This window comes from Paenibacillus sp. OAE614 (genome assembly GCF_040546645.1).
In the GTDB taxonomy this organism is placed as follows: domain Bacteria; phylum Bacillota; class Bacilli; order Paenibacillales; family Paenibacillaceae; genus Paenibacillus_AQ; species Paenibacillus_AQ favisporus.
This window is the reverse complement of record NZ_JBEPOD010000001.1, coordinates 4,236,140-4,249,192: the sequence shown is the minus strand read 5'-3', so window position 1 is coordinate 4,249,192 and position 13,053 is coordinate 4,236,140. Positions and strand designations below refer to the sequence as shown.

The following is a 13,053-nucleotide window of genomic DNA, read 5'->3' as shown; positions in this document are numbered from 1 at the left end:
AGCAAGGGAGTAAAATGATTCCGAAGAAGCGAAGCGGCCTCATTTGGCTTTCGGATTTCTGCCTCACGTGGTTCCATCTAATCGAGAAATCCGAAAACAAGAGAGGTCGTAGGGACATTTTACGTACTTGCCACCACCATCATTCATTTTTATCACTTATATAGGCTTTCAGCCGAGCTGAATTATTCTGGCCGAAAGATAAACTTCCGCATAAAAATGGATTGTTTTCCGTAGGTACATCGTTGGATATATTATATTTTCCCCAGTCGCCGAAAGTTAACGGTGCGTTTACAGCCAATTAACAAACAACCAAAATTGTAAAATCAAGCAAGCTTCTCCAATGATCGCCATTCAAATAAGGAGAGATTGTGAATTTTGCAGGAAAATGTCGGAGCACTCTTGCATTCTTCCTTCGGAACCCCGAAAATGATAGAGAGGTATACATTTGTGGTATACATTAGTAGGGGGGAATTGGGAAGTGGTGTGGGGTGCTCCTTTTTCTGCACATGCTACAAAACTGCTGCTTCTAGGCAGCGGTGAATTGGGAAAAGAAGTAGTTCTCGAGGCTCAGCGTTTGGGCGTAGAAACCATTGCCGTGGACCGATATGAACACGCCCCTGCGATGCAGGTGGCCCATCGAAGCCATGTCATTGATATGCTCGATCCCGAATCGCTGAAGCGGATTATTCATCAGGAACATCCGGACATCATCGTCCCGGAAATTGAAGCTATAGCTACACAGGCTCTCCTTGAGCTGGAAGAGGAAGGGTACCGCGTCATTCCGACGGCTCGCGCCGCCCGGCTGACGATGGACCGCGAAGGGATTCGCCGCCTGGCTGCGGAAGATCTCGGACTTCCTACGGCGGATTATCGATTCGCCGACAGCCTGGAGGAGCTGCAAGAAGCGGTAGCCGTGCTTGGCACGCCCTGCGTGGTTAAGCCGATCATGAGCTCATCCGGTAAAGGGCAGAGCGTTTGCCGCACGCCAGAAGATGCGGAAGAATGCTGGAATGCAGCCCTGGAAGGCGGACGAGCGAAGAGCACCCGCGTGATCGTTGAAGCATTTGTTACGTTTGAGAGCGAAATTACGCTCTTGACGGTCCGCTCTGTGAGCGGAACCACCTTTTGCCCGCCGATTGGACATATTCAAAAGGACGGGGATTATGTTGAATCCTGGCAGCCTCGTGTCATGAGTGAAGAGCAGCTGCGGGAGGCAGAGTCCATTGCCAAAGCCATTACAGACGAGCTCGGGGGATATGGCATTTTCGGAGTGGAGCTGTTTGTTACAAAGCAAGGCATCATATTCAGTGAAGTATCCCCGCGTCCACATGACACCGGTATGGTGACCATGGTGACGCAGGATTTATCGGAGTTCGCCCTGCATGTCAGAGCGATTCTCGGACTTCCGGTTACGTCGGTAGAACTGCTGACACCGGGAGCTTCGGCAACTTTGAAAGCGGTGAATGCAAGTACGAATTTTGCCGTCAGCGGTGTAGAGGAAGCACTGAGCCTTCCCCGGACACAGGTTCGGATTTTCGGCAAGCCTGAAACGAAGATCGGCCGGAGGATGGCGGTAGCGTTAAGCACTGACCCGGATATTCAGAAAGCACGGAACACGGCTAAGCAAGCCGCCAGTCTTTTAAAAGTGGAGGAATATGATCATGAACAGTAATTTGTCGGCTCCTACTTTGCAAATCCGCAAATCGAACTGCAATTGCGATCTGGAGTCTGTAACGGCGTTAATGCGCGAGCTTAACTATCCAACGACGATCAACGTTATGCGCGAACGGATGGAAGCCTCGGAAGACAATCCGAAACTGTGCACGATGGTGGCAGAGCTGGACGGAGAAGTTGTCGGCATGGTGGCGTTGAATCAGGTTCACTCCTATGCCACAGGCGAGACGGCGACTCAGGTATCCGCTTTGATCGTATCCGAGAAACACCGCGGCCAAGGGATCGGCAAGCGCCTGATCCGCAGCAGCGAAGAATGGGGAAGAGCCCACGGCAGCCAGGTTCTGTTTTTGACGAGCGGCAACCGTGTTGAACGTGCCCCGGCCCATGCCTTCTATGAACATATCGGTTTTGATAAAGTCGGCTACCGCTTCATCAGAAAGCTGAAATAATACCGATTTCCAACATACCGGCCCCCCTGCAGAGGAGGGCTTTTTTCTATTTCCTGTATCCTTAAGTACCGAAGTATTCTACAAACATGTTCAATATTTACAATACATATGAATTGATATACAATACGTGAGTGATATTTAGAAAGCGGTTACATTTTTCGACAAGACTAATGAGTTCTGGGGCCGGAGGAGCCGATAGTTCATGTTCTGACAAGTGTGAGTACAAATTTGGAACAGCCGAGGGATGAATGATGTATAAACTGCTGCTTGTGGAAGACGAAGAAGACGTCCGGGATGGGCTGGTCGAGGAAATCAGCTGGGAGCTTCACGGCTTTCAGGTGACGGGTACAGCCGAAAACGGGCGCGAAGCGCTGGAATGGATGGAAAAGGAGATGCCGGACATCGTCGTGACCGACATCCAAATGCCCTTTATGAACGGCTTGGAGCTGGCCGCGTGGATCCGGGAGCATGCCCCGTCCACCAAGATCATTATTTTGACCGGATACGATGAGTTTGAGTATGCCCAAAAAGCGATTAAGCTGCAGATTGACGAATATGTGCTCAAGCCGTTTTCTTCCCGGGAGCTCGTGGATGTGCTGCTGAAGGTGAAGACGCATATGGATGCTGAGCGGGCTGAGAAGGAAAACGTCCAGCTGCTGATGGAGCATTACCGGAAAAGCATACCTGTACTCAGGGAGCTTTTTTTGTCTTCACTGGTGACCCGGAGGCTTACGCCTGAGGAATACATCGAGAAAGGAGCCAGTTACGGGATCAGCCTGGACGGACAAACCTTTATGGCTTCGATCATTCGTCCCGATCCAGTGCAGAGAGAACGGGATGTCAGGGAGGAGGCGGAGGATCCGGCATCAGCGCTATCGCTAAAATACTCGGAGGACCGGTACCTGCTTCTGTTTGCCGTGTACAACGTGGCGGCAGAGATTTGCCAATTGCGGCAAGGGTTCAAGGCGTTTATTCACCATAACGACTGCGTTCTCCTGTCAGTGCTGCCCGATGCGGATGAGAGTGCGGCGGCGCAGCGGACGCTGGAGCTGCTGGAGGAAATCCGTCTGAACGTGAACAAATATTTGAAGCTGACGGTGACGGCAGGGGCCGGCTCTGTATACCGGTCGTTAGGCGATGTGTTCGATTCTTACGCGGAAGCGTCGCAGGCGCTGGACTATCGTCCTATTCTCGGCAACAACCGGGTCATTTGGATCGATGATGTGGAACAGCGGAAGGCGGATCCGCTCGTATTCGACAGCCTGAAGGAGCAGGAGCTCGTCCGGAGCATCCGCGTAGGCACGGCGGAAGAGCTGGAGGAGACGGTAAGGCGGATGTTTGACGGCCTGGAGTCGTCCAAGGTTAGCGTGCAGGACTGCCAAGTGTATATCATCGGCGTGTTGACCGCCGTCATCCGGGTGGCGAAGGAGTTCGGCATCGAGCTTGAAGAGCTGTTTGGCCGTGGATCGCTGCCTTTCGCCGACATGTACCATTATAACAATTTACAGGAGCTGCGGGAGTGGATACACCGGGTATCCTCGCGGCTGATGATAACGATCGCGCAGGGAAGGCAGTCCGGATATAACCAGCTTGTTGAGGATGCCAAAGCGTATATTCATGAGCATTACCGGGAAAGTGACATTTCCATCAACAAAGTATGCCGGCATCTGCATATCAGCACCGGGTATTTCAGCAGCATTTTTAAAAAGGAAATGAAGATGACCTTCGTAGCCTACTTGCTGCATGTACGCATGGAAGCGGCCAAGGAGATGCTGCGGTCGACGCCGCTGAAAGCGTTCGAAATCGCCGAAACGCTTGGGTTCGCGGATCCGAACTACTTCAGCTTCTGCTTCCGCAAGAAGTTCGGTATTACGCCCAAAGAATACCGCAGCGGCCACGGAGGAGGCGAATCGGCTTGAAGATTCTGCATCATCGCCTGAAGCCCCGTGCTCCCCGGCTGCCCATGTCCTTCCGGTTGCGGAGCATTCAAACGATCATCACCGCGACCTTTGCCGGTATGACGGTGCTCGTCGTCATCCTGGTCAGCATCATGCTGTACAACAAATTTTCCAAGACGGCGGAGGAGAACGCCTACCTCAATATTCAGCAAATCATCGAGCAGGTCAATTACCACCTGGAGCTGTATGTCAAAGGGATGCAGGACATTTATGCCGTAGTCGAGCAGCAGATTGATCAAACGCCTGACGTCAGCAGCGGGGTGCTCCGCGAGCAGCTGACCACATTACTTCATACACGGGAAGACCTTGTATCCGTAGGGCTGTTTACGCCCGAAGGCCGGCTGGTGCTGGACATTCCGAATGCCGAAATGCGCCGGAACACCAAGCTTACCGAACAGAGCTGGTACGAATCGGCACGGGAGGTGCCGCAGAAGCTGTCTTTTTCCCCGCCGCACATCCAAAATTTATACAAGGGCCAATACAAGTGGGTCGTATCGTTAAGCCGCATGATCGAATACCGGGACCAAGGAAAAGTAAAGCGCGGGATTCTGCTCGTTGACGTCAACTTCCGGACGATTGATGAGCTGAGCCGCAAAGTGAGCCTTGGCAAACAAGGTTATGCTTACATCATCGACGAGCTGGGGAACATCGTCTACCATCCGCAGCAGCAGCTGATCTATGCCGGTTTGAAGTACGAAAATCTGGAGCCCGTGTTTGACTATGCCTATGGCAGCTATATCGATAAATCGACTGGCGTGCCGCGGTATATCACGATCCGGACGGTACAGCCCATCGGCTGGAAAATCGTCGGGGTTGCCTTTCCGGACGAAATTGTGACGACCAAGCAGGACCTGAATCAGTTTATTTTCTGGTTTCTCGTGGTCGTCATTACGGCTGTGGTACTCCTCGCTGTCTTCATCTCGGCGAAAATATCCCAGCCGCTTCGCCGCTTGGAGCGGTCGGTCCAAAGCGTCGGACAGGGGGATTTCAGCACGCCGATTTACGTCAGCGGCGCTTATGAAGTGGTGCAGCTGTCCAAGCGGTTTAATTTTATGCTGCTCCGCATCCGCCAGCTGATGGACCAGATCATTCACGAGCAGGAAGCGAAACGGAAAAGCGAGCTGGATGTGCTGCAGTCGCAAATCAATCCCCATTTTCTCTACAATACGCTGAATTCAGTGATCCGGCTGGCGGAAAAAGGCAAAAAGGAAGAGGTCGTGACGACGATCACTTCGCTGTCCAAGTTTTTCCGGATCAGTCTGAGCAAAGGGAACACGATCATCACCGTTGAAGAAGAGCTGGAGCATGTGCGCCATTATTTGATCATCCAGAAAATCCGCTACAAGCATAAGTTCAATTATGATATTCAGTGCGATGAAGCCGCACGCTCCTGCAGGACGCTGAAGCTGATCCTGCAGCCGATCGTAGAGAACGCCATTTATCATGGAATCGAGAAAATGCCGGACGAAGGCTGGATCTCCATCTCGGCGGCGGTTCAGGGAGAGCAGCTCGTCTTGACCGTCAAGGACAACGGGCTTGGCATGACCCCGCAGGTGATGGATCAGATTCTCAGCGGTAATCACCGCAGCAGCAGTGGATCGGGTGTCGGCGTGAAGAACGTGAATGAGCGCATCCGGCTGTGCTACGGCAAGCCTTACGGTCTGCATTTTGCGAGCGAACTGGAAGAAGGGACAAGTGTTACGATCACGCTGCCGGCGGTATCGGACCGTGCGGAGGAACTGGAGAGGGGGATATCATGAGCTTAAGCCAAGGAATCGTCCGAGTAGCGCTGCTGCTTGCAATCATGCTCCTCACGGGCTCTTGTTCCTCGTCGCCTCCGAATCTCCGCGCCTCCGGCAAGCCGCGGACCATCGACATGATCGTCAAGATGAACCACGGCGACTACTGGAACACGGTGAAAATGGGCGCCGAGGTGGCGGCCAAAGAATTCAACGTTCAGCTGACGTTTAAGGCTCCTGATAACGAAAGCGATATCGATGGGCAAATTCGCCTGATGGATCAGTCCATCCAAAACAAGGCGGATGCCATCATTCTGTCTGCGAGCGACTACATGAAGCTGGCCCAGGTGACAGACCGCGCGGCCTATTACAAAATCCCGGTCATCTCAATGGATTCCGAGGTTGCATCGGCCCGGGTAAAAACGTTCGTTGGCACGAACAACTACGAAGCCGGCCAGAAGGCGGCGGAGCGGATGGTCGCCCTGACTGGAACGAACAGCCGCATCGGCGTGATGAATTTTGTGCAGGGCTCCAAAAACGGCGACGAGCGCGAGGAGGGCTTTATGGATTATATCGCCCGGTTTCCCGGGGTTCAGGTCGTGGCCGTGGAATACTGCCGGTCCAATGAACAGCTGGCGCGTGAACTCACCCGCAAAATGCTGAACGAGCATCCCGATATAAACGGGATTGTGGCGCTTAACGAAGTGGCGTCGATCGGCACCGGAGAGGAGATACAGAAGCTGGGGGCCGGCGGACGCGTGAAGCTGATCACGTTTGACAGCCCGGCCAAAGTGATGGAGCTGCTGCAGGAGGGGATCGTGCAGGCTACGGTCATCCAGAACCCGTTTAACAACGGTTATTTGGCTGTGCAGCACGCTGTTGAAGCGATGGAGGGCCTGGACGTCCCTGAGCGCATCGATACCAAGTCCAAAATCATCGATCTCGACAATATGCTCTGGCCGGAAAATCAAAAGCAGCTGTTTCCGTTTGTCCGCTGAGCTATTGGTGAACCGAGTGCCGCACCTCCTTAAGCGGCACTTTTTTTGCGTTCATCACATCATTCTCCCCACGTCATGAGAATTTTCATAGAACTCATGAGAATTTTATATTCGAATCTGCCCGCGGATACAGCATAATGTAAACGTATCCAAGAGAGATACGAGAGGCTCGTTAAGAGAATATCAGGAGGTCTGTGAACGATGAAAAAAATCACTTCCGTCATCCTAGCCGGTGCGCTGCTGGGTACGGTCATGGCCGGCTGCTCGAACTCCGGCGACAAATCCTCGGGGGCATCGGGCGGCAGCGCGGACAGCGGCAAGGAGCCGTCCATCGGGGTAGCCATTTATAAATTCGACGATACATTCATGACGGGTGTACGTAATGCCATCAAAACCAATGCGGAAGGCAAGGCAAAGGTGGATATTGTGGACAGCCAGAACTCCCAGCCGACCCAAAACGACAAGGTCGATCTGTTCATCACCAAAAAGACCGATGCGCTGCTGATCAACCCGGTGGACCGCACGGCGGCCGGCGTGATTATCGACAAAGCCAAAACGGCCAGCATCCCGGTTGTCTTCCTGAACCGTGAGCCGCTGCCCGAAGACATGAAGAAATGGGACAAAGTATATTACGTCGGCGCCAAAGCCGAAGAATCCGGCACGATGTCCGGGGAACTGATCGCGGACTATTGGAAGGCCCATCCGGAAGCGGATAAAAACAAAGACGGTGTACTGCAGTACGTCATGCTCAAAGGAGAACCCGGACACCAGGATGCGGAGCTGCGCACCAAGTACTCGATCCAGGCGATCGAAGACGCAGGCATCAAGGTCGAGAAGCTGGCGGAAGACACCGCGATGTGGGACCGCGTGAAAGGGCAGGAGAAGATGGCCGCTTTCCTTGGCTCGCATGGTGATAAAATCGAAGCCGTTCTCGCGAATAACGACGACATGGCGCTTGGCGCGATCGAGGCGCTGAAAGCGGCAGGCTACTTCACGGGCGGAAAAACGATGCCGGTTGTCGGCGTGGACGCCACGGCGCCGGCGCTTCAAGCACTGCAGGACGGCACGCTGCTCGGCACAGTGCTGAACGATGCGAACAACCAGGGCAAAGCTTCCGTGACGCTGGCCACGCTGCTGGCCAAGGGCGAAACGCCGACCAAGGAGAACGTCGGATTCGACATTACGGATAATCAATACGTGTGGATTCCTTACAAAAAAATTACCAAAGACAACATCGACGATGCGAAGTAAGCCGACAGGCTGGACTTAAACTAACCATCCCCGGAAAGGGCGGACGAGAAGCGCGGTCCGTCCTTTCCTCTGGATGAGGGCAGGGAGCGGAAGTTATGGCTGAGCGTGAATTTTTACTGGAAATGAACCGGATCAGCAAAGAGTTTCCCGGCGTTAAGGCGCTGGACGGGGTTACGCTGCAGGTAAGGCCCGGTACGGTTCATGCCCTGATGGGGGAGAACGGTGCCGGCAAGTCCACTTTAATGAAATGCCTGTACGGCATTTATTCGCCGGACGCGGGCGATATTCTGCTGGACGGCAATAAGGTCCAGATCAACAATTCCAAGGATGCGCTGAACCTGGGGATTTCGATGATTCATCAGGAGCTGCACCCGGTGCCTTTTCGCAATGTGATGGAAAATATTTGGCTGGGGCGTTTTCCGACAAAAGGCGCGGGATTCATCCGGTTTATCGACCATAAAAAAATGTACCGGGACACGAAGGAGCTGTTCAAGCAGCTGGACATTGATATTGATCCGGACGTGATGGTCGGCAAGCTGTCGGTCTCCAAAATCCAGTCCATCGAAATCGCCAAGGCAGTATCCTTTCATGCGCGGGTCATCATCATGGACGAACCGACGTCGTCCTTGACCGGTGTGGAAGTCGAGCATTTATTCCGCATCATCCGCGACCTGAAGAAACGCGGGGTGGCCATCATCTACATCTCGCACAAAATGGAGGAAATTTTGCAAATTTCCGACGATGTCACGATTATGCGCGACGGCAGCAAAATCGGCACATGGCCAGCCAGCGAGCTGACCACAGAGATGATTATCGCGAAGATGGTCGGACGGGACCTGACACACCGGTTTCCGGAGAAGGAAAACGTGCCTGGCGAAGTGATTTTGAAGGTTGAGGGCGTGACTTCGCCCATCCCGAAATCGTTTAAAGACATTTCCTTTGAGCTGCGCAAAGGGGAAATTCTCGGCATCGGGGGATTGGTCGGCGCCCAGCGTACCGAGCTGATCGAAGCGCTGTTCGGGCTGAGGGACATCGCCTCGGGCTCCGTTTCCCTGAACGGCAGACTGGTCAAGATCAAGTCGCCGGAGGACGCGAAGAAGCTCGGTATGGCGCTGCTGACGGAAGAACGGCGGGTCACCGGCATCTTCTCCGTTCTGCCTGTGCACGAAAACGCGGCAATCGCCAATTTGGGCAGATACCGCAAAGCGTTGTTCCTGCTGGACGGCAAACGCAAAAAGCAGGAAGCCGATCAAATGGTGGAGAAGCTGCGCACCAAAACGCCGACTACCCGGGCGCTGATCATGAACTTGTCCGGCGGCAACCAACAGAAGGTGCTGCTGGCCAGATGGCTTTTGACCGAACCCGAAATTCTGCTGCTGGATGAGCCGACAAGGGGGATCGACGTCGGGGCGAAGTTTGAAATCTATACGATCATCAAAGACCTGGCGAAACAAGGGAAAAGCATCATCATGATCTCCTCCGAAATGCCGGAGCTGCTCGGTATGTCGGACCGGATCATGGTGATGTCCGAAGGACGGCTGACCGGCATCGTGGACGGAAGCAGCGCCACGGAAGAAGAAATCATGCGTCTGGCCGCCCAGCATTAGGGAAAGCCGAAGGAGGAACTAACATGCTGAACACCAATAAAATCAACACAGGCAGGAGATTTCAGGGATTTGCCTCGCAGTATGCGATTTACATCGTGCTGGTGCTGCTGGTCATCGGGATTACGATCTACAATCCTTCTTTTCTGTCCGTAAACTCGCTGCGGGACATTCTGATCCAGTCATCGACCCGCGCCATCATCGCGCTTGGCGTTGCATTCATTTTGATCACGGCCGGAACCGACTTGTCGGCTGGCCGAATCGTCGGCCTGACCGCGGTTATATCGGCATCGATGCTGCAGAGCTCGGACTATGCTGCGCGTTTTTTTCCGAATCTGCCGCATCTTCAAGTATGGCTGCCCATTGTCCTGGCCATTATCGTCGGCCTGCTGTGCGGATTGGTTAACGGGCTGGTCGTCTCGAAGCTGAACGTTCCGCCGTTTATCGCAACGCTTGGCACGATGGTTGCCGTGTACGGCCTGAACTCGCTGTATTTTGATATGGAGCCGAATAACTCCCAGCCGATCGGGGGTCTGCGCAAAGATTTCACCGCGATCGGAACGGGATATATCGGAGAAGGGCAGTATTCCGTGCCTTATATCGTGCTGATCGCCATTTTCGTGGCGTTCATCGTGTGGGTCATTTTCACGAAAACGAAGCTTGGAAAATACATGTACGCGATCGGCGGCAACATCCAGGCGGCTAAAGTATCGGGCATCAACGTCGCCAAGTACCTGATTTATATCTATGCCATCGCAGGCGCCCTCTACGGGCTGGCGGGAGTGCTCGAAGCCTCCAGAACCGGCGGCGCAACGAACAACTACGGGAATATGTACGAGCTGGACGCCATTGCGGCCTGCGTCGTCGGCGGGGTGTCGACCACCGGCGGCATTGGCACGGTGCCCGGCGTCATGGTGGGCGTGCTGATCTTCACGATCATCAACTATGGCTTGACCTTTATCGGCATCAGCCCTTACTGGCAGCTCATCATTAAGGGATTGATCATCGTAGCGGCCGTCGCTTTCGACATGCGGAAGTATGCTGCCAAAAAGTAATAGGCCATAAAGGAATCGATCTTCTCGTTATGCAAACAAGCTGCGGCATTTCATGCTGCGGCTTATTTGTGCTGGAGCTGGAGTAGTTCGGCTGAAAGAAGGACGGATGGTTGATGTAAGAAGGTTTACCAATATTTGAGGCGTAGCCAGAAGAAACAAACATGTTACAATGTGAGGGTAGATTGTTTACAACTTTGTAACCTGTGTAAACGAAATCAACTTACGATAATTCACTGCGAAAAGGAGATGTTTGCAAGATGAAAAACAGAATGATGAAGACCATCGCCGGAGGAGCTTTCGCTGCCGTACTGGCTGCAGGACTGATCGGGTCCGGATCTGCATCAGCCGCTTCTGCCACCTCCGCTCCTCAAAAACAAGATCTCGGCAGCCTGCAGGCTTACCTGGAGCAGCTGCTGCAAAATAACGGCGGTTCTTTGAATTGGAACTTCGTATACGAGCTGCCTTCCAATGGGCAAGTAAACGTACCGACAACGGGGACGGACAAGCCTACGACGACCAAACCTTCCACGCCGCAAACAAGCAAGCCTTCGGCTCCACAGACGAGCAAGCCGTCGACGCCAACGACTACGACGCCTTCGACTCCGTCCAACAACAGCGGAAGCAACACGGCGGACAAGTCCGGCTATGCCGCTCAAGTTGTCAAGCTGGTTAACCAGGAACGTGCGAAAGCCGGCCTTGGTGCGCTGAAGGAAAATACGAAGCTGTCCGGTATGGCGATGGACAAAGCGAAAGACATGTACAGCAACAATTACTTTGACCACAATTCTCCAACGTACGGATCTCCGTTTGACATGATGAAGAAGTACGGCATTTCTTACAGCTATGCTGGCGAGAACATCGCCAAAGGCCAAAAGGATCCGGCTGACGTCATGAATGCGTGGATGAACAGCGAAGGCCACCGCGCGAACATTTTGAACAGCCATTACACCACGATCGGCGTGGCCTACTATAATGGGGTCTGGGTTCAAGAGTTTATTGCGAACTAATCATTCATATATCATCTAAACAAAAAGGGGTGCCCCATGGCCGTTCGGCAGGGGTACCCTTTTATTTTAAGAAAAGTTCGGCCAATCCCTCGGGAATATGGAAAACCGGGTTTGGACGGTGAGTCCGATGATTGCATAGGAATTGAAAAAAGCAGAACCCGCATGCTTCAGCATACGAATTCTGCTTTGATGGGTTATGCAGGGGTCGAACCTGCGACCTGCCGATTAAGAGTCGGCTGCTCTACCAGCTAAGCTAATAACCCGCGTCGTCTAACAGGGAATATTATAACTCCGTTTCTCCCCGATATCCACTATGTTCACAAAATCGACAAAAAAGGCTGGCGTTAAAACCGGGAATATGGCATGATTTGCAAATTGCCGGGAGAAGTTTTATGTTTATGTACATAACGTTTACGGAAACGACCGTTCAGATTGATCTGTGGAGGGATTATGTCTTGAGTTCATCGAAGTGGATTTGGCGGATTATCGGCATTCTGTCCATCGCGGCAACGCTCCTCCTCATCGCCGGCTTCGCATACGCGGTACAGGATATCAACCATCCCCAAGGCAGCAAGTTAAACCTGTCGGCTCCTTCCGCCAAACCTGAAGGAACGGCACCGGGCAATATTGAACAGAAAAAAGAGCTGAAGGCTGCGGTCATTGGAGATTCCCTGGCCAAAGGAACCGGCGACAGCACCGGGAGCGGCTTCGCGCGGCGAAGTGTGACCAAGCTTGCGGAGGCTACGGGCAAGAAGGTGACCCTGCTGAACAATCTCGGCATTAACGGGCTGACCACATCCGGACTGCTTCCGAAGCTGAAGGAACAAGGGACCCGGTACGTGCTTGGCGAGGCGGACATCATCCTGTTGTCCATCGGGGGCAATGATTTGTTCCAGGGGGCGGATCTGCTGTCAGGCAGCCAGACCGGTACGGCAACCAACGACGGAGAGGCTGCGGATCTGGACCCTGATGAGCTGCTGGAAGCGCTGCCCCAGGCGAAGAAACAGCTGCAGCAAATTTTGGAGCAAATCCGGAAGATCAACCCGGATGCGCTCATCATTTACGTCGGGCTCTATAATCCGTTTGTAGACGTGAAGGATCTTAAAGTGGCCGGTAATCAGGCCGTTTCGGAGTGGAACAGTGCCGCGCTCACGGTCATCAATAAATATGACAACATGACGCTTGTTCCAACGTTCGACCTGTTTCAGCACAGTTTGAACAAGTATTTGTCGACGGACCATTTCCATCCGAACGATCAAGGATATGAGCGGATTGCAGAGCGAATTGTACAGGGAATGTTGTGAGAAAGAAGCGGGAA

At 53.3% G+C, this 13,053-nt stretch carries 10 protein-coding genes and 1 tRNA gene; 10 read left to right on the top strand and 1 reads right to left on the bottom strand.

What is annotated here, in order from left to right; genetic code table 11:
• Positions 1-481 precede the first annotated feature (481 nt).
• From purT to ABIE48_RS19420, 9 genes are all read left to right on the top strand, one after another.
• Positions 482-1,672 (top strand): formate-dependent phosphoribosylglycinamide formyltransferase, encoded by a 1,191-nt coding sequence (gene purT / locus ABIE48_RS19460; protein ID WP_192715847.1) that lies wholly within the window; start codon positions 482-484, stop codon positions 1,670-1,672.
• Positions 1,662-2,123: a GNAT family N-acetyltransferase gene (locus ABIE48_RS19455; protein ID WP_234489346.1), complete on the top strand. Its 462-nt coding sequence runs from the start codon at positions 1,662-1,664 to the stop codon at positions 2,121-2,123. The genes purT and ABIE48_RS19455 overlap by 11 nt, the downstream gene beginning before the upstream one ends.
• A 248-nt stretch (positions 2,124-2,371) precedes the next feature.
• Positions 2,372-4,042, top strand: a complete 1,671-nt coding sequence (locus tag ABIE48_RS19450; protein ID WP_306433678.1) for a response regulator — start codon at positions 2,372-2,374, stop codon at positions 4,040-4,042.
• A gap of 44 nt (positions 4,043-4,086) precedes the next feature.
• Positions 4,087-5,841, top strand: a complete 1,755-nt coding sequence (locus ABIE48_RS19445; RefSeq protein WP_145024612.1) for a sensor histidine kinase — start codon at positions 4,087-4,089, stop codon at positions 5,839-5,841.
• Entirely contained in the window at positions 5,838-6,818 is a 981-nt protein-coding gene (locus tag ABIE48_RS19440; RefSeq protein WP_145024000.1) for a substrate-binding domain-containing protein, read from the top strand. Before ABIE48_RS19445 ends, ABIE48_RS19440 begins: the two co-directional genes overlap by 4 nt.
• 201 nt (positions 6,819-7,019) lie before the next feature.
• The gene (locus ABIE48_RS19435; RefSeq protein WP_076170952.1) at positions 7,020-8,069 is read left to right on the top strand and encodes a galactose ABC transporter substrate-binding protein; all 1,050 of its coding nucleotides are present in this window, start codon (positions 7,020-7,022) and stop codon (positions 8,067-8,069) included.
• A gap of 95 nt (positions 8,070-8,164) precedes the next feature.
• On the top strand, positions 8,165-9,676 hold the full coding sequence (locus ABIE48_RS19430) for a sugar ABC transporter ATP-binding protein (RefSeq protein WP_192715580.1): 1,512 nt from the start codon (positions 8,165-8,167) through the stop codon (positions 9,674-9,676).
• Positions 9,677-9,699: 23 nt separating this feature from the next.
• Positions 9,700-10,728, top strand: a complete 1,029-nt coding sequence (gene mglC / locus ABIE48_RS19425; RefSeq protein WP_089547997.1) for a galactose/methyl galactoside ABC transporter permease MglC — start codon at positions 9,700-9,702, stop codon at positions 10,726-10,728.
• A 257-nt stretch (positions 10,729-10,985) separates the two neighbouring features.
• Entirely contained in the window at positions 10,986-11,735 is a 750-nt protein-coding gene (locus ABIE48_RS19420) for a CAP domain-containing protein (protein ID WP_192715579.1), read from the top strand.
• Between the two features lie 190 nt (positions 11,736-11,925).
• Here the strand turns inward: ABIE48_RS19420 and ABIE48_RS19415 are convergent.
• Positions 11,926-11,998, bottom strand: a tRNA-Lys gene (locus ABIE48_RS19415).
• A gap of 129 nt (positions 11,999-12,127) precedes the next feature.
• On the opposite strand from ABIE48_RS19415, the gene ABIE48_RS19410 reads away from it, so the two are divergent.
• Entirely contained in the window at positions 12,128-13,039 is a 912-nt protein-coding gene (locus ABIE48_RS19410) for a GDSL-type esterase/lipase family protein (RefSeq protein ID WP_354519518.1), read from the top strand.
• The last annotated feature ends 14 nt before the right edge of the window (positions 13,040-13,053 follow it).